The organism is Micromonospora citrea (genome assembly GCF_049629545.1).
Taxonomy (GTDB): Bacteria; Actinomycetota; Actinomycetes; order Mycobacteriales; family Micromonosporaceae; genus Micromonospora; species Micromonospora citrea_A.
Genome location: NZ_JBNADX010000010.1, coordinates 144,667 through 166,794, shown reverse-complemented (window position 1 = coordinate 166,794; position 22,128 = coordinate 144,667). Strand labels below are relative to the sequence as shown.

The following is a 22,128-nucleotide window of genomic DNA, read 5'->3' as shown; positions in this document are numbered from 1 at the left end:
GGTCCGCCGGTGACCGAGCCCGGCTCGCCGTCCGACGCCCGCGCCCGGTCCGCCCGGTACGCCGGCCTGGCCGGCGCGGCGCTGCTCACCGTGGCGGCGTGGCTCGGCGGCGCGATGCCGGCCGTCCCGCCGGTCGGCCCGGGGGCGATGCCGTACGGCCCGGCCGCGCTCGGCTGCTGGCTGCTCGGCACCGCGCTGATGGTAGGCGCCTGGTGGTCCCTGCGCCACGGTGCGCCGTCGGCCCGGTGGGCGTACCGCACCGCCGGACTGTGGCTGCTGCCGTTGCTGGCCGCGCCCCCACTGGCCAGCCGGGACGTCTACTCGTACGCCTGCCAGGGCTGGGCCTACGCCGCCGGGCACGACCCGTACACGGTCGGGGTGGCGGCGGCGGGCTGCCCGTGGGTCGACTCGGTCGCGCCGATCTGGCGGGACACCCCCGCCCCGTACGGGCCGCTGTTCCTGCTGCTGGCGGCGCTGGCCGCCACCCTCGGCGGCGGCCTGCTCGGCACGCTGGCGCTGCTGCGGTCGCTCGCTCTGGCCGGGGTGCTGCTGGCCGCGTGCTGCCTGCCGGGGCTGGCCCGGGCCTGCGGCGTGCCCATCCGCCGCGCGGTGTGGCTCGGGCTGGCCAGCCCGCTGGTCGGGGTGCACCTGGTCGCCGGCGCGCACAACGACGCGGTGATGCTGGGGCTGCTCCTGCTCGGCCTGCTGGTGCTCGTCCGGCTGCCCGGCAGGCCGCGTGCGCCGCTGGCCGTCGGGCAGTCGGGCGCGTTGCTGGTCGCCGGGGTGCTGCTCGGCCTGGCGGTGGCGGTGAAGGCGACGGCGGTGGTGGTGCTGCCCTTCGCCGCGCTCACCGCGGTGCGCGGCCGGCACACCGTCGGGGCGCTGCTGCGCGACGGCGGCCTGCTCTCCGGCGGGGCGGCGATCGCGCTGGTGGTGGCCTCCGTCCTGTCCGGCCTCGGGCTGGGCTGGGTCGGCGGGTTGGCCCGCAGCGGTGACTCGCAGCAGTGGACCTCGCCCCCGACGGCCGTCGGCTTCGTCGTGGACTACCTCGGCGAGTTGGTCGGGCGGGAGGCGGGCGCGGTGCCGGTGGCCCGGGCGGTCGGGCTGGTGCTCCTCGCGGTGCTGCTGGTGGCGCTCTGGTGGCGGGCCTGGGCGACGCTGCGCGGACGCGACGACGTCCGCCCGGCCGCCGCCGCGCGTACCGCCCTCGTCGCGGCAGGCGTAGCGCTGGCCGCCACGGTGGCCCTGGCCCCGGTGTTCCATCCCTGGTACGCGACCTGGCCGCTGCTGGTGCTGGCGGTCTCGACGACCCGGACCACCTGGTTCACGCTGCCCTGCGCGGTCGCCGCCTTCCTGACCCTGCCGGACGGCACCTCGCTGGCCCGCTACACCAAGGCGCCGGGGGCGATCGCGATGACGGCGCTGCTGCTGGTGCTGGCGGTGCTGGCGGCCCGGGCGCTGCGGCGCCCGCCCGAGCCCGGGCCCACCTGGCGACGGCCAGGTTGATCGACACGGTGGCGCCGACGTGGCGGGGTCCGGGGGCGCGCTGACACCGCCACCTCGGCGACACGGAGTGGATCATGCGCCGGGCCCGCGAAGCCGGCCGGGCCCGACGAGGTCAGGCGCGAACGGGGCCGGGCACGACGCGGCCGGGCCGGCCCCGCGAGCGGAGCCGGCCCGGCCGGTGCTGGTGGAACGTGTGTCCGACGACTGCTCAGCAGTCGAAGTACATCGCGAACTCGTGCGGGGTCGGGCGCAGGCGCACCGGGTCGACCTCGTTGGCCCGCTTCCAGCCGACCCAGGTGGAGATCAGGTCGGGCGTGAAGACGCCGCCGTCGAGCAGGTAGTCGTGGTCGGCCTCGAGCGCGTCGAGCACCTCCGGCAGCGAGCCCGGAACCTGCTTGACGTTGCCCCACTCCTCCGGCGGCAGGTCGTACAGGTCCTTGTCGATCGGTGCCGGCGGCTCCATCTTGTTCTTGATGCCGTCCAGGCCGGCCATCATCATCGCCGAGAAGGCGAGGTACGGGTTGCTGGACGGGTCCGGCACCCGGAACTCGACCCGCTTGGCCTTGGCGTTGCTGCCGGTCACCGGGATACGGGTGCACGCGGAGCGGTTGCGCTGCGAGTAGACCAGGTTGACCGGCGCCTCGTAACCCGGCACCAGCCGGCGGTACGAGTTGACCGTCGGGTTGGTGAAGGCCAGCAGCGACGGGGCGTGGTGCAGCAGGCCGCCGATGTACCAGCGGGCGGTGTCCGACAGGCCGGCGTAGCCGGTCTCGTCGTAGAACAGCGGCTCACCGTTGAGCCAGAGGCTCTGGTGGGTGTGCATGCCGGAGCCGTTGTCACCGAAGATCGGCTTCGGCATGAACGTGGCGGTCTTGCCGGCGGCCCACGCCTCGTTCTTGATCAGGTACTTGAAGAGCTGGAGCTGGTCGGCCGAGTGCAGCAGGGTGGAGAACCTGTAGTTGATCTCCGACTGCCCGGCGGTGCCGACCTCGTGGTGCGAGCGCTCCACGGTGAAACCGGCGTCGACCAGACGGCGGACCATGCTGTCGCGCAGGTCGGCGAGGTGGTCCACCGGCGGCACCGGGAAGTAGCCACCCTTCATGGCGGTCTTGTAGCCGCGGTTGCCGCCCGCCTCCTCGCGGCCGGTGTTCCACGCGCCCTCGATCGAGTCGATGTAGTAGAACGACTGGTGGGCCGAGGTCTCGTGGCGGATCGAGTCGAAGATGTAGAACTCCGCCTCGGCGCCGAAGTACGCGGTGTCGGCGATGCCGCTCGCCGCCAGGTACGCCTCGGCCTTCTTCGCCACGTTGCGCGGGTCCCGGGAGTACGCCTCCCGGGTGAACGGGTCGTGGACGAAGAAGTTCAGCGCGAGGGTCTTCTGCGCGCGGAACGGGTCGATGAAGGCGGTGGCGACGTCCGGGAGCAGGAGCATGTCCGACTCGTGGATCGACTGGAAGCCACGGATCGACGAGCCGTCGAACGCGAGGCCGTCGGTGAAGACGCTGTCGTCGAAGGACTCCACCGGCAGGTTGAAGTGCTGCATCACGCCGGGCAGGTCACAGAAACGTACGTCGACGAACTTCACGTCCTCGTTCTTGAGGTATCGCAGGAGTTCCTCGGGATTGGCAAACACACGTCCTCCTGGCACGTCCACTCCGGGGCTTGGCACTGGCGACGGTATGGCCGCAGGGTTGCCCGGCCGTGTCTCCTCTGTTTCCGCCGTGTTACGTCGCTCGCGGAGCGTCATCTGGGCCGCTCAGTCGTCCCCGGATCTCCGTTCGGACGATACCGGCTGGGGCGGTGTATCGCATATTGATGCGTTTGGCCCGTTTTCCCGACCCGCGCCGACGACCCTGTCCGGACCGTGACCGACACCCCTGGTGGCCGCCTCCGACCGGGACCCGGCGCCCGCCCTCGCTACCCTGACCGCTGTGAGCAACCCCGCCGCCGTACCGGTGCCGCCCGCCGCGGACCCCTCCTTCACCCCGCCGAGCCTCGGGCGTCGATTCGGCGCGCTGGTGATCGACTGGGTGCTCTGCCTGCTGGCGTCCAACTTCTTCGCCGACCCCGTACGCGACGGCTGGGCCCCGGTGCTGGTGCTGATCGTCGAGTACGGCTTCTTCCTCGGCCTCTTCGCCCAGACCCCCGGCATGTGGATCACCCGGATCCGCTGCCTCGCCTGGGCCGACGGCGGCCGGATCGGGCCGGTCCGGGCCCTGCTGCGCGGCCTGCTGCTCGCCCTCGTCGTGCCCGCCCTGATCATGGACGAGCACCGCCGGGGCCTGCACGACCGCCTCACCGGCTCGGTCATCGCCGCCGCCCCCCGCCCCTGAGGCGTACGACGAAAGAGCCGGGCCCGACGGCCCGGCTCTTCGCGTACGTCGGAAGGGGTCAGCGGCCCCGCGACTGGCGGAACGCGCCGCGCGGCGGCCGCATGTTCTTCGGGATCGCCCCCTTGGGCATCTGCGGGCGGGCGGTGAGCGCCTTCAGCCGCTTGTCCAGCGAGTTGACGTCCTTGCCGCTGAGGGCGCGCGGCAGCCGCATCAGGGTCATCCGCAGCTTGCGGACCGGCAGCTCACCCTCGCCCTGGCCGATCACGTAGTCGTGCAGCGGGGCGTTGCCGATCACCTTCGCCAGCCGGCGCTTCTCCTGGCCGAGCAGGCCGCGTACCCGCTGCGGGTTGCCCTCGGCGAGCAGGATCACGCCGGGCCGCCCGATCACCAGGTGGACCATGTCCATCTGGGTGGTGGAGCTGACCGCCGGAGTGACCCGCCAGTCGCCGCGCATGCTCTCCATGATCTGGGCGGCCGCGCCGGGCTGCCCCTCCGCCGCGTTCATCATCGCGGCGTTGGACCGCAGGTTGAGCACGATCAGCACGGCGAGCAGGGTGAACAGGATGCCCAGCGGCAACCAGAGCCAGCCCCACAGGATCACCGCGACCACGGTGAGCGCGAGCGGGATCAGCACCGCGCCGGCGACCAGCGGCGCGAACCACCTGTCCTGCTTGGCGGTGAACTTGAACACCATCCCGATCTGCTTCAGCCGTTGGCCGAACGAGACCTTCTCCTGGGGCTTTGCCATGCCGCAGAGTCTAGTGGTCGCCGCACGCCCGGTTGATCCGCAGGCCGGCTGAGTACCTTACGTCGCTCGGACGGCCGATTCCGGCCCGGGTAAGGAGGGGCGGCAGCCGAAGATCAGGCGGCGCACCCATGCCCCGGGGCCACCTTCGCGCGCAGAGTCGGTGTCAGCGAACGACGACGATCCGAAGGAGCCCGACATGTTCGGCAACGACGCAGACTTCCTCCTCTCCCTCCACCGCAGTCACGCCGCCGAGCTGCGGGCCGACGCCGAGGCGGACCGCCTCGCCCGGTCCCTGCCGCGCCGGCACGCCCGCGGCTGGCTGAGCCGACGGCAGCGCCCGGGCCGTACCGACGCCGCCCGCCGGTGACCCCGGCCCCGCCCCCGGCGGCGGCCCCGGCCCTCGCCGCCGGGCCGACGGCGCCGCGCACCGCCTCCGGCCCGACCGTGGCCCCGGCCCCACCGGCCGGGGCCACCGCCGTTGCGACCCACGCCGACGGCCCGGCGGGCGTCGACACCACGGCCGTGGGGACCGACCGGACCGGACCGCACCGCCCGGCCGGCCGGGACGGCGCCGGGAACGCACGTGGCATGCTCGACGCCGTGACCGTACGCGCCGCCAGCACCGTCCTCGTCGGCCGGCAGGACGAGCTCGGGTCGCTGCGCGCCGCCCTGGCCCGCGCCCGGGCCGGACAGGCCAGCACCGTCCTGGTCGGCGGGGAGGCCGGGGTCGGCAAGACCCGCCTGCTGGAGGAGTTCGGCGCCCTGGTCACCGCGGGCGGCGACCGGATCCTCGTCGGGCAGTGCCTGGAACTGGGCGAGGCCGGCCTGCCCTTCGCGCCGTTCGCCGCCGCGCTGCGCGAGGTGCTGCGCCGCGACGGCCCCGCCGTCTTCTCCGGGTACGAGCCGGAGTTCGCCCGCCTCCTGCCGGAACTGGCCCGGGTGCCCGCCGCGGTCGCCGCCCCGCCCGGTCCGGCGCTGTCCGACACCCCTCGGGGCTACCTGTTCGACCTGGTGGGGGAGCTCTTCCACCGGCTCGCCGCCGCCCGGCCGCTGGTGCTGGTGATCGAGGACCTGCACTGGGCGGACCGCTCCACCCGCGACCTGATCGGCTTCCTGGTCCGGGCCGCCCGCACCGCCCGGGTGCTGCTGGTCTGCACCTACCGCACCGACGAGCTGCACCGGGGACACCCACTGCGCCCGTTCCTCGCCGAACTGGACCGGGCCCGCAGCGTCGAGCGCATCGAGCTGGGCCGCCTCGACCGGGACGGCACCGCCGCGATCCTCACCGACCTGCTCGGGGCCGAGCCGGCGGCCCGCGCCGTCGACGACGTGCACGAGCGCACCCAGGGCAACCCGTTCTTCATCGAGGAACTGGCCGCGGCCGGCGACCCGGTCGGCTGCGCCACCCTGCCGGAGACCCTGCGCGACCTGCTGCTCGCCCGGGTCGACCGGCTCCCCGACACCGCGCAGCGGGTGCTGCGCATCGCCGCCGCCGGGGGCACCCGCTTCGCCCACCAGCTCCTCGCCGAGGTCGCCGGCCTGCCCGAGCCCGAGCTGGAGGACGCGCTGCGCGCCGCCGTCGCCGCCCAGCTCGTCGTCGCCGACCCGGAGGGCGACTACGAGTTCCGGCACGCCCTGGTCCGCGAGGCGGTCCACGACGAGCTGCTCCCCGGCGAGCACGCCCGCCTGCACGCCCGGTACGCCGCGGCCATCGAGGCGCAGCCGAACCTGGTCGCCGCCGGCCGCGCCCCGGCCGAGATCGCCCACCACTGGTACGCCGCCCACGACCATCCCCGGGCCCTGCTCGCCGCCCGGGTGGCGGCCCGCGCCGCCGGCGACCGGTACGCGTACGCGGAGCAGAGCCGGCTGCTGGAACGGGTGCTGGAGCTGTGGGAGCTGGTGCCCGACGCCGCCGACCGGCTCGGCATGGACCACCTGGCCGTGCTGGAGGAGACCCTCGACGCGGCCACCACGGCCGGCGACTACGGCCGGGCGATCACCCTCGCCCGGGCCGCGCTGGCCGAGGTCGACGCCGACGCCGAGCCGCTGCGCGCCGCGCGGCTGTTCGACCGGCGCGGCCGGCTGCTGGCCCTGCTCGGCAAGAGCGACGGCAGCGTCGAGCTGCGCGAGGCGTACCGGCTGGCGGCCGGGGTGCCGGACGGCCCGCAGCGGGTCCGGCTGCTCGCCGACATCGCCGCCCACCTGGTCCGGATCGACCCGGAGCAGGCCGCGGCGGTGGCCGCCGAGGCGCACACCGCCGCCGAGGCGCTCGGTGAGGACCTCGCCCTGCTGCCCACCCGGATCGCCATGCTCTGCCGCAGCGACCAGGCACCGGACCTCGGGCTGGCCGAACTGCGCCGGGCCGAGGCCCGGGCCCGCGCCGCCGGCAACGCCCCGGCGCTGGTCAGCGCCCTGGTGCACCTCTCCGACGTGCTCTTCGAGCTGGGCCGGTACGCCGAGTCGGCCGAGGCGGCCGCAGCCGGGGTGGCCGAGGCGCGCCGGGTCGGGATCAGCCGGTCGACCGGGGCGTACCTGCTGTCGAACCGGGCCGAGGCGCTGATCGCCCTGGGCCGGTGGGACGAGGCCGACGCGGCCTGCGTCGAGGCGTCCCGGATCGACCCGCCCGGGGTGTCCGGGCTGCACTGGCTCCAGCTGCGCGCCGGGCTGCGGCTGGCCCGGGCCCACCCGCGCGCCGACGAGCTGGTCGGCCGGGCGCTCGGCTTCCTGGCCCGGCCGTACCTGTGGCCGAACCACCGGCTGCCCCTGCACGAGCTGCGCATCGAGGCGGCCCTCGCCGCCGACGACAAGGTGGAGGCGGCCCGGGCGGCCCGCGCCGCGCTCGCCGACGACCGGCTGCCGCACCTGCCTCGGGAGGGGTGGCCGGTGCTCGGCGCCGCCGCCCGTACCGCCGCCCGGATCGACGACCGGGACCTCGCCGCGTCGGTCGCCGCGCTCGCCGCCGACCTGCCGGCCCGCCACCCGGCGGAGCGGGCGCACGCCGCCCAGGTCGCCGCGCTGCTGGCCCCCGCCGGCCGGGCGCTGCCCGCCTGGCGTGCCGCGGTCGAGGCGTGGCGGGCCGACGGCCAGCCGTACGCCCTCGGCCGGGCGCTGCTGACGCTCGCCGAGGCGGCCGCGGCGGCGGGGGAGCGGGAGCAGGCCGGGGCAGCGGTCGAGGAGGCCAGCGCGATCGCCGGGCGCCTCGGCGCGACCCCGCTCGCCGAGCAGGCCGCCACGCTGGCCCGACGGGTCGGCCTGCGCGGGGCGCGGGCCGGGACGGCGCTGCTCACCGCCCGGGAGCGGGAGGTGCTGCGGCTGGTCGCCGAGGGGCACAGCAACAGCCGCATCGCCGAACGGCTGTTCATCTCGCCGAAGACGGCGAGCGTGCACGTCTCCCGGATCATCGCGAAGCTCGACGTCGGCAACCGGATCGAGGCGGCCGCCCTGGCGCACCGCCTCGGCCTGCTCGACCCCGACCGCGGCTGACCCTTCCGGCCGGTGACGACTCCGGGCGTCGAGCCGGACCGACTGCCGGCGGCCACGGAGGCAGGCTGAGCGCGCCGGTGGTCCAGGCCGGGCGGGTCCGCCAGGTTCGGCCGTTCGGCGGCCCCGCCCCGCCCTTCGGTGTGCCCCGCCCGACGGGGCCGGCGCGTTCAGCGCGGCGGCAGCCAGATCTGCCAGCCCTCGACCGTCAGCACCCGCGCGCCGGCCGGGGGCCGCCGGTGCAGGGTGCCCGCCAGCGGCGAGCCGACCGGGGCCACGTACGCGGCGGCGTCCGCCGACGTGACCGCCCGCCGGTAGCCGGGCAGCCGGTCGAAGCCGGGGCGCAGCCGCGCGTCGACGACCGCGCAGACGATCTCCTCCCGGGCGGCGAAGGTGAGCCGGTTGCAGGTCCAGTACTCGCCGTACACGTGCCGGACGCCCTGCTCGCGCAGCGTGTCGAGCATGGCCCGGTGCCGCCGCGCCTCCGCCCGGTTCTCCGGCACCGTGCCCAGCGTGCCGGCGGTGGCCACGGCGGCGGTGGCGAGCACGGCGGCGAGGACACCGACCGCCGCGACCCGTACCAACGCCGCGCGGCCCGTCACGCCGAACAGCCCAAACCCGCCGGTCGGCCCGGACCCGTCGGTCGGCCGGCGGGCCGCCCGCCAGAGCGGCCAGAGCAGGGCAGGCATCGAGATCAGCAGGCAGGACAGGTAGCGGGAACTCTCCACCGGGGTCCGCCCGGCGGCGCTGCTGACCGTGTACGCGGCCAGCGTCCCGACCGCGCCCGCCACCAGCGCCAGCCGCACCGCCGCCCCCGCCCGCACCGCCGCCTCGCCCGATCCCTCGATCGATCCCGCTTGCGGGATGTCGCGGCGTTCGAGGGGCTCCGACACCGCGACACGCCGCAAACGGAGTGGATCACGAATCGGGCCCGAGGTGGCGGGGCCGGCGCGCAGCCCGTGCCAGGCCGACAGCGCGGCCAGCGCCAGCAGCACCGGCAGGGCCGCCGACCACCACAGCTGCCAGGTCGCGCAGTGGCTCGGCGCGCAGAGACCCATGCCCAGCGCCGGCCCGAGCACCAGCCCGCCGTGCAGCCGGTCGGCCCAGCCCGCCGCGGCGTCCCCACCGCTGGCGGCGAGCACCGCCGAGACGGGATCACGGCCGTGGACGAGGCTGTGCCCGAGCAGCGGCGCGGCGCCGAGCACCGCCGCGCCGGCCAGCAGCGCGCCGCAGCGTCCGCGCAGCTCCCGCCGGACGGCGCCGACCAGCACCGCCGCGAGCGGGAGCAGGTACGGCAGCAGCAGCGGGTCGACCCAGACGGTCAGCCCGGCGAGGAACCCGAACGCGGCGAAGCGCCACCGCCGGCCGTCCGGTCGTCCGGCGGCGAGATCCAGTGTGAGCAGGGCCAGCCCCACCCCGACGGGGTTCAGTTCGGGGTAACCGCCGCCGGCGATGAGCTGGTTCTTGACGATCCGGTCCGAGCCGAGCGCCAGCACCGCGACCACCAGCAGGGCGAACCAGCGGTCCCCGCCGAGGCGACGGGTCAGCCGCCAGCTCAGGTACAGGAAGAGGGCGTACAGGGCGAGCAGTGGCAGCCGCAGCGCCGGCCAGGACGGGCCGGCCACGGCGACCAGCGGCGCGGCCAGGTACGCCTCCAGCGTGCCCATGTACGCCTGGCCGTAGAAGAAGACGGGGAAGTCCTCGCCCCGGGCGATACGCAGCGCGGCGAGCCCCATGGTCGCCTCGTCGCTGTTGGTGCGCGGTGTGTCGGCCAGCAGCAGCGCGCACCGGTACGCCACCGCGGCCAGCCCGACGATGAGGGCGAGCAGGCTCGGCACGGGCCACCGGGGCGTACGCGGACGGGCCGCGTCGCGCGGCTGCGGGCGTACCCCGGTGGTCATGCCTGTGATCATGGCATCCGCGGCCCCGGCGCAGGACCGGTGACGCGGACGCCGGCGCGGCCTCAGCCGGCGGCGGTGACGCCCTCGCGGGCCGCCAGGGCCTGCTGGTAGAGCCGACCGGCGCGGTACGACGAGCGCACCAGCGGCCCACTCATCACGCCGGCGAAGCCGATCTCCTCGGCCTCCTCGCGCAGCTCGACGAACTCCTCCGGCTTGACCCAGCGGGTGACCGGGTGGTGCCGGGGGGAGGGGCGCAGGTACTGGGTGATGGTGATCAGCTCGCAGCCGGCGTCGTGCAGGTCGCGCAGCGCCTGGGAAACCTCGGCCCGCTCCTCGCCCATGCCGAGGATCAGGTTGCTCTTGGTGACCAGGCCGTCGGCGCGGGCCTGGCGGATCACGTCCAGCGAGCGGTCGTAGCGGAACGCCGGCCGGATCCGCTTGAAGATGCGCGGCACCGTCTCGACGTTGTGCGCGAGCACCTCGGGACGCGACCCGAAGACCTCGGCGAGCTGCTCGGGGACCGCGTTGAAGTCGGGGATCAGCAGCTCGACGCCGCAGCCGGAGCGCAGGGCGTGGATCTGCCGGACGGTCTCGGCGTACAGCCACGCGCCGCCGTCGGGCAGGTCGTCACGGGCGACACCGGTGATGGTGGCGTAGCGCAGCCCCATCGCGGCGACGGACTCGGCGACCCGGCGCGGTTCGTCGGCGTCGAACTCGGCCGGCTTGCCGGTGTCGATCTGGCAGAAGTCGCAGCGCCGGGTGCACTGGTCGCCGCCGATGAGGAAGGTGGCCTCGCGGTCCTCCCAGCATTCGTAGATGTTGGGGCAGCCGGCCTCCTGGCAGACCGTGTGCAGCCCTTCGCGCGAGACGAGCCCGCGCAGCTGGGTGTACTCCGGGCCCATCTTGGCCTTCACCTTGATCCACGGCGGTTTGCGCTCGATCGGCGTCTCGGCGTTGCGGGCCTCGATCCGCAGCATCCGCCGCCCCTCGGGGGCGACCGTCGCGGAGGGCGTTGGCTGCTGAGTCGTCGGCGCGGAGTGCTCGATCGTCACGAAAACGAGCCTACGCCGGTCGGTCGCGGTCGATGAACGGCGGGCGACCGGCGTCACGCCACAGATGTTGTGACACCGGACACCTGGGCCGGGAAAATGTCGTCATAGCGCGCGGGATCCGGTGCTAGCCTCCCCGGCAAAGCTGTGACGGAGCCGAGTAGCGCACCGATCCGCCAGCGCAGAGAGCCGCCGTTGTGCTGGAAGGCGGTCTGGCGCCGGAGCGTGAAGACCCTCCCGAGCCGCGGGAAGAACGGCACGCCCCCGCGTGCCCAGTAGAGCCCGCCCGGCTGGCCCCGGTGAAAAGGCGACGAACGAGGCTCCCGCGCAGGCGGGGGCGAAGGTGTGGTGGCACCGCGAGGTTCCCGCTCGCCCACACCTGCCGGGGCCGAGGCGATGCTTCGCCGCCCGAGGGCGGCGCAGGCGTCGCGATCGACCAAGGAGCAGCCCACCATGCAACGCATTCTGTCCTCCCAGCTCACCCGCCATGTCGGCGGGACCGTGAAGATCGCCGGCTGGATCCACCGCCGCCGGCTGCTCAAGTCGGTGGCCTTCCTGATCGTGCGGGACGCCGCCGGCCTGACCCAGGTGGTGGTCACCGACGCCGCCGTCCGCGCGACCGTGGAGTTACTGCCGGAGGAGACCGTCGTCGAGGTCACCGGCACGGTGGTCGCGAACGCCACGGCGCCCGCCGGGGTCGAGCTGACCGACCCGACGGTACGGCCGCTCGGCCCGCCCGCCGTGCCGCCGCCGTTCGACCTGTACCGGCCGGCGCTCACCGCGACCCTGCCCACCCAGCTCGACCACGCGCCCGTGGCGCTGCGCCACCCGACCCGCTCGGCGGCGCTGCGCGTCTCGGCGGCGGCGGTGGCCGGGTTCCGGGCCGCGCTCGACGCCCGCGACTTCGTGGAGATCCACACCCCGAAGGTGGTCGGGTCGTCCACCGAGAGCGGGGCGAACGTCTTCGCGCTGGACTGGTTCGGCCGGCCCGCGTACCTGGCGCAGTCGCCGCAGTTCTACAAGCAGCTCATGGTGGGGGTCTTCGAGCGGGTCTACGAGGTGGGCCCGGTGTTCCGGGCCGAGCCGCACGACACCGTCCGGCACCTGGCCCAGTACACCTCCCTCGACGCCGAGCTGGGCTTCGTCGCCGACCACCGGGACGTGATGGCCGTGCTGCGCGACACCCTGGCCGTGATGCTGGGGACGGTCGCCGACCGGGCCGGGGGCGCCGTCTCGGCGCTCGGCCTCGACCTGCCCGAGGTGCCGGCGCAGATCCCCGCCGTGCACTTCACCGAGGCGCTGACGATCGCCGGCGCCCCGGCCGACGAACCGGACCTCGCCCCCGCGCACGAGCGGGCGCTGGGGGAGTGGGCCCGGGCCGAGCACGGCTCGGAGTTTCTCTTCGTCACCGGGTACCCGATGGCGAAGCGGCCCTTCTACACCCACCCGGACCCGGCCCGGCCGGCGTACTCCAACGGCTTCGACCTGCTCTTCCGGGGCGTGGAGCTGGTCACCGGCGGGCAGCGGCTGCACCGGTACGACGACTACCTCACGGCGCTCGCGGCGCGCGGCGAACCGGTCGAGCCGTACGCCGGCTACGTCGACGCGTTCCGCCACGGCATGCCCCCGCACGGCGGCTTCGCCATCGGCCTGGAACGCTTCGTCGCCCGGGTGGTCGGCGCGGCGAACGTGCGGGAGGTGACGGCCTTCCCCCGCGACCTGCACCGCCTCACGCCGTGACCCGCTGACGCCGCCCGCCGGGCCGACCCCGGCGGGCGGGCGCGGCGCCGGTCAGGCGGGGCCGAGCAGGTCCCAACGGTGTGACGAGATCCAGCCGCACCGACCCGGCCGCGCTCAGCCGGCGACGATGGTGGGCAGGCGGCGCTCGACCACCGGCAGGACGTCGGCGACGGTGACCGGGCGACCCAGCTCGGCGGTGAGCGAGGTGACCCCGGCGTCGCGGATGCCGCACGGCACGATCCGGTCGAAGTACGTCAGGTCGCAGTCGCAGTTGATCGAGAAGCCGTGCAGGGTGACCCCACGGGCGACCCGGATGCCGATGGCGGCGACCTTGCGGGCCGGGCCCCGGTCGTCCTCGGGCACCCAGACGCCGCTGCGCCCCTCGACCCGGCCGGCGGCCAGCCCGAACTCGGCGCAGACGTCGATCAGCATCTGCTCGGTGCGGCGCACGTACGCGACCACGTCCACCGGGTCGGGGAGCTTGACGATCGGGTAGCCGACGAGCTGGCCCGGACCGTGCCAGGTGATCTTGCCGCCGCGGTCGACGTCGATCACCGGGGTGCCGTCCATCGGCCGGTCCCACGGCTCGGTGCGCTTGCCGGCGGTGTAGACGCTCGGGTGCTCCAGCAGCAGCACCGTGTCGCCCTGCTCGCCGGCCACCACCGACTCGTGCAGCCGCCGCTGCTCGTCCCAGGCGGCCTGGTAGTCGAGCACCCCGGCCTTGACGGCCGTCAACCCGGAAGTCGTCGCAGTCACCCCACCAGCCTAGCCCCGTCACGCTGCGCCGTCGCCAGGTGACACCCGTCGCGTCAGGTGGCGGGGACCTTCCACAGCCAGACGTCGTCGACCCGCTGCGGCTCGCCGAGCAGGGCGGTCACCGTGCGGCGCAGGGCCTCCTCGTCCAGGTCGTACTTGGCACCGTGCACCTCGTCGGGGAGCACGACCACCTCGACGCCCCAGTACCGCAGGTCGTCACGGACGAGACGGATGCTGCCCTCGGTGACGATCGGCACGAGACCGGTCCGGCCGGCCTGGTCCATGAGCGTGTCGAAGGTACGCGGCGGCGGGCCGATCCGGCCCCGGCCGTCCGGACCGCCGGGGCCGAGGAAGAACCCGGCCGGGATACGGAACTCGCCCTGCCGGTGGGCCAGCGCGTGCGCCTGCCAGCGCTGCCCGTCCGGGGTGACGTCCAGGGTCAGCGGGACCGGGGTGAGCACCCCGCCCGGGGAGACGTACTGCCGCCAGGTGCCCGCCGTGATGAACTCCGGGACCGGCGGGCGGGCGCTGGTCAGCAGCGGCGTCGGCAGCAGCGGCAGCAGCGCCGCCGCGAACCCGGCCGCCCACGCCGCGCGGACCCCGCCGCGCGGCGGTTCGGCCCGGAACTGGTCGATCGTGTACGCCAGCAGCAGGCCGAGCACCGGGGTGACCACCAGCGCCAGCCGGGCCGGCAGCGCGGCGTTGACCACCGGCAGCCCGTCGAGCAGGGCGAAGGGGAGCATCTGCCCGGTACGCCGCCCGGCCCAGGTGGCCTGCGGTCCCCAGGAGAGCACCGCGAAGACGGCGGCGGTGACGCCCAGCGCGGCGAGGGTGGCCCGACGGGGCGGCGCGGCGGCCCGCCACAGCGCCACGGAGCAGGCGACGGCGAGCAGCAGCAGCGGCAGCCCGAAGAACGAGTTCTCCTCGGTCGGGTTGGGCGCCAGCGTGGTGTCCAGGCCCGCCGCCCCCGCCAGCGACCGGTCCGGGTACGCCCCGAACGCGGCGACGTCCTCGGAGTGGATCACCGGGTCGAAGCCGGTGCCGTGGAAGCGCTGCGGGCCGGCGAAGTGCAGCCAGAGCGGGTACGCCAGCAGCACCCCGGCCACCAGCGCGGTCACGCCCAGCCCGCGCAGCAGGTCCGGCAGCGCGGCCCGGGCCTCGGCCCGGCGGGCCGGGTGCAGCGCCCAGGCGGTCAGGAAGACGCCGAGCGCCAGCGCGGTGAAGAAGAGCCCCTCGGCGGCGATGGAGAAGGCGACCGCGACCAGCACCCCGAGCACGATCCCGCCGCGCAGCCACCGGCCGGGCCGGCGCAGCGCGAACACCGCCCACACCAGCAGCGGCACCAGCCAGCCGGCGGTCCAGTTCAGGTGGGCGTTGGCGTGCGACACCATGCCGGGGGAGTAGGCGACGAAGAGTGCGCCGACACCGGCGGCGAGCCGGCTGCGGACCAGATGCCGGGAGAGCAGCCAGTACCAGGCCAGCGCGGTGGCGGCCAGGTTGAGGGTGAGGATCACCAGGAAGGTGGCCGGCGGCCCGATCAGGTACGTCAGCGGCGCGAACACCGCCGCGTACACCGTGATCGAGGTGTTGACCGCGAGGTTCACCCCGTCGGGGACGTTGAGCAGGTGGGTGAAGAGCGGGTTCTCCCCGTGGGTGAGCGCGTGCCCGCCGAAGGCGAGCAGCCACTCGAACAGCGCCTGGTCGCTGGCGTTGACGAGGATCACCCGGCTGTTCGGGTCACGCCACAGGCCGCTGGTCACCCAGCCGGCCAGGGCGAGCGCGACCAGCGCGACGGTCAGGTCGGCGCGGCGATCCCGGCGGGCGACGGGGGTGGCGGCGGGGGGCTGGTCGGCGGCCAGGGTCGGGGAGGTCGGCACGGAGCGGACGTTACCAACCGGACCCGCACGCACCGGGCAGACACGGAAGCCGGCCGGCCAGGTCCCACCGACCCATATTCGGCCGTCGATGAATGTGGGGCCGGCGGCCATGTCATCACCCTGTCGCAGCGACGTAACGTCGCGGCAATTCGGGGGTGACCCAGTTCGCATCCGTCGTCAGGAGGTCGCCGTGCGCCGCTGCCCATCCATCCTCACCCGACTCGCCGGGGCGGTCGCCGGGGCCGTCCTCGCGGCGGCCGCCGTGGTCGCCGTCGCCGCGCCCGCCCAGGCCGCCACCCTCACCCAGGTCACCGGTTTCGGCTCCAACCCCGGCAACCTCGCCATGTACGCGTACCGCCCGGACGGGGTGCCGGCCGGCGCGCCGGCCGTGGTGCTGCTGCACGGCTGCACCCAGAACGCCGCCGGCTACTTCACCAACTCCGGCTGGCGCAAGTACGCCGACCTGTGGCGGTTCACCCTGATCGTGGCCCAGCAGCCCTCGGCGAACAACGCCAACTCCTGCTTCAACTGGTTCGGGACCGGCGACACCGCCCGGGGCCAGGGCGAGGCGCTGTCGATCAAGCAGATGGTCGACCACGCGAAGGCCAACTACGGGGTGGACCCGGCCCGGGTCTACGTCAGCGGCCTCTCCGCGGGCGGGGCGATGAGCGCGGTCATGCTCGCCACCTACCCCGACGTGTTCGCCGCCGGCTCGGTCGTCGCCGGCGTGCCGTACCGCTGCGCCACCAGTACGACCAGCGCGTTCTCCTGCATGAGCCCCGGCGTCGACAAGACCCCGGCGGCCTGGGGCGACCTGGTCCGCAACGCCTACTCCGGCTACAGCGGCAAGCGGCCCCGGGTGGCGATCTGGCACGGGACGGCCGACTACACGGTCGCGGTCGCCAACGCCACCGAGTCGCGCGACCAGTGGACCAACGTGCTCGGGGTGTCGCAGACCCCGACCCGTACCGCCTCGCTGCCCGCCGGCACCGGCCTGGAGGTGTACGGCAACGACGCGGTCCGCCTCTACCGGGTCTCCGGCATGGGGCACGGCACCCCCGTCGACCCGGGGTCGGCCACCGACCAGTGCGGCACCGCCACCTCGTACTTCCTGGACACCATCTGCTCGACGTACCGGGACGCGCTCTTCTTCGGTCTCGACGGCGGCGCGACCCCGACCCCGACCGCGACCGCCTCCCCGACCCCCACCGCGTCCCCGACCCCGAGCCCGACCGCGTCCCCGGTCTGCGTCACCGCCAGCAACTACGCCCACGTGACCGCCGGCCGCGCCTACCACTCCGCCGGCTACGCCTACGCCCTCGGCAGCAACCAGCGGATGGGCCTCTACAACACCTTCTACACGACCACCCTCAAGCAGACCGCCCCCGCCCACTGGGTCATCGGCTGCTGACCCCCGTCCCGCTCCACCCTGCGTCGATCATGAAGTTGTTGCCGGCCACCTCGGCGTGTCGTGGCAATAACTTCATGATCAACAAGTGGGGGCGGGGGTGGGGGTTAGTCCTGGAGGGCGGTGTGGAGGGCGGTGGGGAGGTCGGGGTGGGTCCAGGGGAAGTGGGCCTTGGTCAGGATGCCGGGGAGGACCCGGGTGCTGGTGAGGGCCTCGTGGGCGAAGCCGCCGAGGGCGACCTTGAGGGCGAGCGCGGGGATCGGCATGATCGCCGGGCGGCGTAGCTGGCGGGCCAGCTCCCGGGTGAACTCGGCGTTGGTGACCGGGTTCGGGCCGACCACGTTGACCGGGCCGGCGATGTCACCACGGTCCAGCAGGAACAGCACCGCGTCCAGCCAGTCGCGCATCGAGATCCACGGCAGCCACTGCCGGCCGCTGCCCAGCTTCCCGGCGATGCCGAGTCTGAACGGCAGCAGCTGCGGCTTGAGCAGTCCGCCGTCGCGGTGCAGCGGCAGCCCGGTGCGCAGCCGCACCACCCGTACCCCGGCGTCCTCGGCCGGACGGGTCGCCGCCTCCCAGACCCGGCAGACGTCGGCCAGGAAGCCCTCACCGGCCGGGGCGTCCTCCTCCACCGCCCGGTCGCCGGTGTTGCCGTACCAGCCGACCGCGCTGGAGTTGAGCAGCACGGTCGGCCGGTCGGCGGCGGGCAGCCCGGCGATGGTGATGGACAGGGTGGTGGTGCTGTCCACCCGGCTCGACCGGATCAGCGCCCGGTACTCGTCGTTCCAGCGCTTGTCGCCGACCCCGGCGCCGGCCAGGTTGACCACCGCGTCCGCCTCGGCCACCACGGCCGGGTCGAGCTGCGCGGCCGACGGGTCCCACTGTCGTTCGTCGCGGGTGCGCGGGGTTCGCCGCACCAGCCGGACGACCTGGTGCCCGTCGGCGGTGAGGCGGTCGACCAGCCGGGTGCCGAGGAAGCCGGACGCGCCGGCCATGAGGATCCGCATGTTCATATCTTCGGGTACGCGGCCCGATCCGGATGCGTTCAGCCGAACCGACCCTCAGCGGGCCGGCACCCCGCGCAGGTCGGCGAGGAGTCGCTCCACCTCGGCGAAGGCGTCGGCGGCGAGCGGACCACGGGCGAGGGCGCCGATGTTCTCCTCCGCCTGGTCCACCGTCCGGCACCCGGGAATGGGCAGGGTACGCGGGCTGCGCGCCAGCAGCCAGCCCAGCGCGCCCTGGGCGAGGGTACGGCCGTCGGCGGTCAGCGCCGCCCGCACCCGTGCCACCCGGTCGGCCCACTCGGCGGTGGGCACCCCGTCGGTGAACCAGGGCAGCCACTCGGGGGCCACCCCGCGCACGTCGTCGCCACCCCGGGCGGCCGGCGTGCCCTGGTACTTTGCGGTGAGCAGGCCCATGGCGAGCGGGCCCCGGTTCAGGCTGGCCAGGTCGTACTCGTCGCAGACCGCGAACATCTCCGCGTTGTCCCTCAGCACCGACTGGTCGTGCTGGATCGCCGTGCAGTGCGGCCCGGCCGCCGCGAAGGCCCGCGCCGAGGCCGGGTCGTCGGTGCTCCAGCCGTACGCCCGGATCTTGCCCTCGGCCACCAGGTCCTCCAGCGTCTGGACCAGGTCGAGCGCCTGCGGCGCCGGCAGCGCGTTGAGGTGTAGCTGGTACAGGTCGACGTGATCGGTGCCGAGCCGGCGCAGCGAGCCCTCCAGGCTCCGCCGCGCGTACGCCGGGCTGGCGTCCTCGCCGGTGGCCTGCCGGGTGGCCTCGTCCGTGGGGTAGCCGAACTTGGTGGCGATCACCGCCCGGTCGCGGCGTCCGGCCAGGGCGCGGCCGAGCACCCGTTCGCTGTGTCCCGCGCCGTAGTTGCTGGAGGTGTCGAAGAGGGTCGCCCCGAGGTCCAGCGCCCGGTGGACGGTGCGGACCGACTCCTCGTCGTCGACCTCGCCCCAGCCGAGCGGTTGGTCCCCGGCCCAGAGCGGCCCACCGATCGCCCAGCAGCCCATGCCGATGGCGCTGACCTCGATGCCGCTGCGGCCCAGTCGTCGTGTCGTCGTCATGGCCTCCACCTTTCAACCTGGAGCGCGCTCCAGGTCAAGCGCTAACCTGCGGGGCATGAGCGGATACCCACCCTCGGAGGCCGCCCGGCGCAGCGGCTTCAGCCTCGACACCCTCCGCTACTACGAGAAGATCGGCCTGCTCAGCGGGGTCGGTCGGACGTCCGGCGGGCGGCGGGTCTTCACCGACGACGACCTGGGCTGGCTGGAGCTGTTCCGCTGCCTGCGCGACACGGGCATGCCGATCGCCCAGATGTGCCGCTACGCCGAACTGGCCCGCGAGGGTGAGCACACCGCCCGGCAGCGGCAGGAGCTGCTGGAACGGCACGCCGAGCGGGTCGAGGAGCAGATGGCCCTGCTCCGCCGCCAGTACGACCATCTCCGCGCCAAGATCCGTTACTACGAGGGCGTCACCGGGGCGGTCCCGACCGGCTGACCGCGACCGGCGACCGGGGAGCGGTGCACCCCTCCGGGCGCTACAGACCTGATGGCGTGGATGGATCAGCCGGCTCTGCCGGTGCGGTCCCTGCCGGTGTGGGACCGCGATCCAGCTGCGCCATCAGATCCGTCAGGCCAGTCGCGCGAGCACCGGGGTGAGCGGCTCCAGCGCGTCGGCGCGTACCACGAAACGGGTGACGCCCCAGCGGCGCTCGTGGGCGGCGAGCGCCGCGACGATCTCGTCGACGGCGCCGATCAGCACGAACGGTGTGGCCAGCAGTTCCGCGACGGTGAGGCCGAGACGGTCCGCCATCTCCGCGGCGGCGGCCTCCGCGTCGTCGGTCACCACCACCTTCTGCACCAGCGCCTCCAGCGCCGGCGGGTCGTCCCGACCCGCCGACCCGGCGGCGACGCAGGCGAGCTGCGCCTCGATCTGGTCGGCCCGCCACCGCACGTCGTGGGCGTGGCCGTCGGCGAGGGTACGACCGAAGCCCGTCAGCCCGACCACGTCGGCGTGCCCGCCCGCCCAGCGCAGCAGCGTCGAGTTGGCGGTGCCCACGGTCAGCGGAACGCGCCGCTGCACCGGGCGGGGTGACCGCAGCCGCGCCTCGCGCATCGCCAGCTCGGCGGAGTCCACGCTCACCTCGTCCCCGTCGAGCAGGGCGCGGACGGCCTCGGCGACGGCCACGCAGCGGCGTACCCGGCCGGCGACGTCGGGCCGCTCGCGCCCGACAGCCCGCCACTCGGCGGGGGTGTGACCGGCGCCGATGCCGAGCCGGGCCCGCCCGCCCGAGACGAGGTCGAGGGTGGCCACGTCGGCGGCGAGCAGCATCGGCTCCCGGACACCGGCGTTCGACACGTACGACCCGAGGCCGATCGTCGAGGTGACCGCCGCGGCGGCGGCCAGCGCGACGAAGGGGGACGTGACGTCGCCGGGGTGGTCGGCGGCGAGCAGGGCGTCGAAGCCGGCCGACTCGACCCGGCGGGCCAGGTCGAGCCAGTTCGCCGCGTCGGTGGGGGTGGCCTGGAGCGAGAATGTCGTCACCGGCCCAGCGTGCCGCCGGTGGGCCGGTCGGGGCCAGCCCGGACCCGCCGGTTCTGCCGAAGGGCGAATCCGCGGGCGGGCGCGACCGGACAGCCGTGCACCCGGCGCACCTGATGGACACCCCGATGGTGCGGCACAGCGGCCTCACCCCGGCCGTCTCCGTGGACCAGGGCGCGCTGCCCACCCTGCGGCTGGTCGTCGACTCGGCCCTCGACGGCGTGACCGGCCGCTACTTCGACCGGTTCGACGACGCCCGGGCCCACGAGCAGGCGTACGACGCCGAGGCGGTCACCCGGCTGATGGCGGCCACCCGCGCCCTGGTCGGCGATTGAGCGGTCACTGCCGCTGCTCGTCCGGCCCGTCCTCGTGCCAGCGGGCCCGGAACGCCGCCTCCTGCGCCTCGTGGGTGGTGCGTTCCTGGAAGACCACGTCGCGCAGCGCCTGCCGGGCGTCGTTCATGGTGATCACCTCGACCGCCACCAGGCCTACGCAGATCGCGGTGAGCACCGACAGCGTCGCCAGCCCCGGCAGGTGTTCGCTGACCGGGATGGCGGCGGCCAGCAGGAGCACGGCACCGACCCGGCTCCACGACAGGGTGTGCAGGGTACGCAGCTGGAAGAGCATGTTGCCGACGAGGTAGAGGATCACCCCGACGAAGAGCACCGGCGCATGGATGCCCTGCGCCGGCTCGGTGACCGGCACAGCGGGGTTGGTGACGTCGTGGACGATCCCCTCCGCCCCGAGCGCGAACAGGATGATCCCGGCGATCATCGGCAGGTAGCAGTACGCGTAGGCGTCCCGGGCCATCGCCACCCGGGCCCGGCCCAGGGTGGCGTGCAGGGCGATCCGGGCGGCCGGTCCGACCACGTCGTAGTGGGCCCACCACAGGGCGGCCGTGAAGAAGATGCCGAGTACGGCCGCGACGACCGCCGGCCAGCTCGGCGGCTGCCCGAGCAGATCGCTGCCCACCCCGACGGAGATCACCGACTCGCCCAGCGCGATGATCAGGATCAGGTCGTAGCGCTCCGTCCAGTGTTCGGCCGAGGCGACCCCCCAGCCCCAGGTGCCGCCGATGATCCCCGTGCTGTACTGGAGCACCACCACGGCCATCCACAGGCCGTCCCGGACCAGCCCCGCCCGGCCCAGGTCGTCGATGTGGGTGGGGATCAGCGCCGCGCCGAGCAGCAGCAGCGTGCTGAACACGATCTCCGGCAGGAACCGGAACACCTGGCGACGCTCGTGCGGGGTGTCCCGTACGACGTCGATGTACAGGACCATGTGCACGGCGCGGATCACCACGTAGCTGACCGCCACCACCACCGGCCCCGTGGTGCTCCGTCGCGGGTCGCCGAACGCCTGCGGCAGCGCCAGCGCGAAGCAGAACAGCGCGGCCATGCCGACCACCATCAGCACCGGCACGAAACCCTCACCGAGCCGGATCCGGGTGGCCACCACGCTGTGCACCACCCAGGTCCACCAGAGCACCGCCAGCACCAGCATGCCGTGCAGCAGCGCCTGACCGGTGATCTCCACGGCGGTGGCCCGGGTGATGATGAAGAACGAGAAGACGAAGACCAGGTCGAAGAAGATCTCGAACCGGTCCACCCGGGCTCCGGGCGCGACCGCCACGGCCGGTCCCAGCCGACCCCGCCCCCGCCCGCCGCCCACCGGTCGAGTCTGCCAGCGCCCACCCGGGCCCTGGGCCGGAATCGGGGTCTTCACCCGCTCCCGCCCGAGCCGCGCCGCGCCCAGCCGCGCCCGCGCCGCGCCGCCCTCGCGCC

The 22,128-nt window shown here is 74.7% G+C and carries 18 protein-coding genes; 8 read left to right on the top strand and 10 right to left on the bottom strand.

Annotated features, from left to right (window positions below; all coding sequences use genetic code 11):
* Positions 1–9: 9 nt before the first annotated feature.
* A complete protein-coding gene (gene mptB, locus ACPFP2_RS13805) occupies positions 10–1,506 on the top strand; it encodes a polyprenol phosphomannose-dependent alpha 1,6 mannosyltransferase MptB (protein WP_424089551.1) in 1,497 nt (498 codons plus the stop codon).
* 208 nt (positions 1,507–1,714) lie between these two features.
* On the opposite strand, the gene glnA is transcribed toward mptB, so the two are convergent.
* The gene (gene glnA, locus ACPFP2_RS13800; RefSeq protein ID WP_424089550.1) at positions 1,715–3,139 is read right to left on the bottom strand and encodes a type I glutamate--ammonia ligase; all 1,425 of its coding nucleotides are present in this window, start codon (positions 3,137–3,139) and stop codon (positions 1,715–1,717) included.
* A 298-nt stretch (positions 3,140–3,437) separates the two neighbouring features.
* On the opposite strand from glnA, the gene ACPFP2_RS13795 reads away from it, so the two are divergent.
* Positions 3,438–3,839, top strand: coding sequence for an RDD family protein (locus ACPFP2_RS13795; RefSeq protein ID WP_424089549.1), 402 nt, complete (start codon positions 3,438–3,440; stop codon positions 3,837–3,839).
* A 58-nt stretch (positions 3,840–3,897) separates the two neighbouring features.
* On the opposite strand, the gene ACPFP2_RS13790 is transcribed toward ACPFP2_RS13795, so the two are convergent.
* Positions 3,898–4,587 carry a DUF4191 domain-containing protein gene (locus ACPFP2_RS13790; protein ID WP_363879948.1) on the bottom strand — a complete coding sequence of 230 codons (690 nt, stop codon included), beginning with the start codon at positions 4,585–4,587 and terminating at the stop codon, positions 3,898–3,900.
* Positions 4,588–4,783: 196 nt separating this feature from the next.
* Between ACPFP2_RS13790 and ACPFP2_RS13785 the strand changes: the two genes are divergently transcribed.
* The gene (locus tag ACPFP2_RS13785) at positions 4,784–4,954 is read left to right on the top strand and encodes a hypothetical protein (protein ID WP_172892394.1); all 171 of its coding nucleotides are present in this window, start codon (positions 4,784–4,786) and stop codon (positions 4,952–4,954) included.
* Positions 4,955–5,175: 221 nt separating this feature from the next.
* Entirely contained in the window at positions 5,176–8,070 is a 2,895-nt protein-coding gene (locus tag ACPFP2_RS13780) for a helix-turn-helix transcriptional regulator (protein WP_424089548.1), read from the top strand.
* A 167-nt stretch (positions 8,071–8,237) separates the two neighbouring features.
* Here ACPFP2_RS13780 and ACPFP2_RS13775 read toward each other — a convergent pair whose 3' ends face one another.
* The gene (locus ACPFP2_RS13775; protein WP_424089547.1) at positions 8,238–9,968 is read right to left on the bottom strand and encodes a DUF423 domain-containing protein; all 1,731 of its coding nucleotides are present in this window, start codon (positions 9,966–9,968) and stop codon (positions 8,238–8,240) included.
* A 62-nt stretch (positions 9,969–10,030) separates the two neighbouring features.
* On the bottom strand, positions 10,031–11,077 hold the full coding sequence (gene lipA, locus ACPFP2_RS13770; RefSeq protein WP_424089546.1) for a lipoyl synthase: 1,047 nt from the start codon (positions 11,075–11,077) through the stop codon (positions 10,031–10,033).
* A gap of 393 nt (positions 11,078–11,470) precedes the next feature.
* On the opposite strand from lipA, the gene aspS reads away from it, so the two are divergent.
* Positions 11,471–12,757, top strand: coding sequence for an aspartate--tRNA(Asn) ligase (aspS, locus tag ACPFP2_RS13765; protein ID WP_424089545.1), 1,287 nt, complete (start codon positions 11,471–11,473; stop codon positions 12,755–12,757).
* 114 nt (positions 12,758–12,871) lie between these two features.
* On the opposite strand, the gene lipB is transcribed toward aspS, so the two are convergent.
* Complete coding sequence (gene lipB, locus ACPFP2_RS13760) at positions 12,872–13,513, bottom strand: lipoyl(octanoyl) transferase LipB (protein WP_424089544.1); 642 nt, start codon at positions 13,511–13,513, stop codon at positions 12,872–12,874.
* A 53-nt stretch (positions 13,514–13,566) separates the two neighbouring features.
* Positions 13,567–15,390, bottom strand: a complete 1,824-nt coding sequence (locus ACPFP2_RS13755; RefSeq protein WP_424089543.1) for a DUF2079 domain-containing protein — start codon at positions 15,388–15,390, stop codon at positions 13,567–13,569.
* 190 nt (positions 15,391–15,580) lie between these two features.
* On the opposite strand from ACPFP2_RS13755, the gene ACPFP2_RS13750 reads away from it, so the two are divergent.
* A complete protein-coding gene (locus ACPFP2_RS13750) occupies positions 15,581–16,801 on the top strand; it encodes a PHB depolymerase family esterase (RefSeq protein ID WP_424089542.1) in 1,221 nt (406 codons plus the stop codon).
* A 104-nt stretch (positions 16,802–16,905) separates the two neighbouring features.
* Here the strand turns inward: ACPFP2_RS13750 and ACPFP2_RS13745 are convergent, their stop codons facing one another.
* Both ACPFP2_RS13745 and ACPFP2_RS13740 read right to left on the bottom strand, forming a co-directional pair.
* Complete coding sequence (locus ACPFP2_RS13745; RefSeq protein ID WP_424089541.1) at positions 16,906–17,805, bottom strand: TIGR01777 family oxidoreductase; 900 nt, start codon at positions 17,803–17,805, stop codon at positions 16,906–16,908.
* Between the two features lie 54 nt (positions 17,806–17,859).
* Entirely contained in the window at positions 17,860–18,867 is a 1,008-nt protein-coding gene (locus ACPFP2_RS13740; protein WP_424089539.1) for an aldo/keto reductase, read from the bottom strand.
* 55 nt (positions 18,868–18,922) lie between these two features.
* On the opposite strand from ACPFP2_RS13740, the gene ACPFP2_RS13735 reads away from it, so the two are divergent.
* Entirely contained in the window at positions 18,923–19,300 is a 378-nt protein-coding gene (locus tag ACPFP2_RS13735; protein WP_424089536.1) for a MerR family transcriptional regulator, read from the top strand.
* Positions 19,301–19,432: 132 nt separating this feature from the next.
* Here ACPFP2_RS13735 and ACPFP2_RS13730 read toward each other — a convergent pair whose 3' ends face one another.
* The gene (locus ACPFP2_RS13730) at positions 19,433–20,347 is read right to left on the bottom strand and encodes an LLM class flavin-dependent oxidoreductase (protein WP_424089534.1); all 915 of its coding nucleotides are present in this window, start codon (positions 20,345–20,347) and stop codon (positions 19,433–19,435) included.
* Here ACPFP2_RS13730 and ACPFP2_RS13725 point away from each other — a divergent pair.
* Entirely contained in the window at positions 20,338–20,679 is a 342-nt protein-coding gene (locus ACPFP2_RS13725; protein ID WP_424089533.1) for a hypothetical protein, read from the top strand. The genes ACPFP2_RS13730 and ACPFP2_RS13725 overlap by 10 nt on opposite strands.
* Positions 20,680–20,683: 4 nt before the next feature.
* Here ACPFP2_RS13725 and ACPFP2_RS13720 read toward each other — a convergent pair whose 3' ends face one another.
* Positions 20,684–22,015: a low temperature requirement protein A gene (locus ACPFP2_RS13720; protein ID WP_424089531.1), complete on the bottom strand. Its 1,332-nt coding sequence runs from the start codon at positions 22,013–22,015 to the stop codon at positions 20,684–20,686.
* Between the last annotated feature and the right edge of the window lie 113 nt (positions 22,016–22,128).

What these genes read in the sequence shown, in the direction of transcription:
- ACPFP2_RS13780 (WP_424089548.1), top strand. Translation starts at nt 5,176, where the DNA reads ATGCTCGACGCCGTGACCGTACGCGCCGCCAGCACCGTCCTCGTCGGC.
- ACPFP2_RS13745 (WP_424089541.1), bottom strand. Translation starts at nt 17,805, where the DNA reads ATGCGGATCCTCATGGCCGGCGCGTCCGGCTTCCTCGGCACCCGGCTG.
- ACPFP2_RS13785 (WP_172892394.1), top strand. Translation starts at nt 4,784, where the DNA reads ATGTTCGGCAACGACGCAGACTTCCTCCTCTCCCTCCACCGCAGTCAC.
- aspS (WP_424089545.1), top strand. Translation starts at nt 11,471, where the DNA reads ATGCAACGCATTCTGTCCTCCCAGCTCACCCGCCATGTCGGCGGGACC.
- ACPFP2_RS13790 (WP_363879948.1), bottom strand. Translation starts at nt 4,587, where the DNA reads ATGGCAAAGCCCCAGGAGAAGGTCTCGTTCGGCCAACGGCTGAAGCAG.
- ACPFP2_RS13735 (WP_424089536.1), top strand. Translation starts at nt 18,923, where the DNA reads ATGAGCGGATACCCACCCTCGGAGGCCGCCCGGCGCAGCGGCTTCAGC.
- ACPFP2_RS13775 (WP_424089547.1), bottom strand. Translation starts at nt 9,968, where the DNA reads ATGACCACCGGGGTACGCCCGCAGCCGCGCGACGCGGCCCGTCCGCGT.
- ACPFP2_RS13725 (WP_424089533.1), top strand. Translation starts at nt 20,338, where the DNA reads ATGTCGTCACCGGCCCAGCGTGCCGCCGGTGGGCCGGTCGGGGCCAGC.
- ACPFP2_RS13740 (WP_424089539.1), bottom strand. Translation starts at nt 18,867, where the DNA reads ATGACGACGACACGACGACTGGGCCGCAGCGGCATCGAGGTCAGCGCC.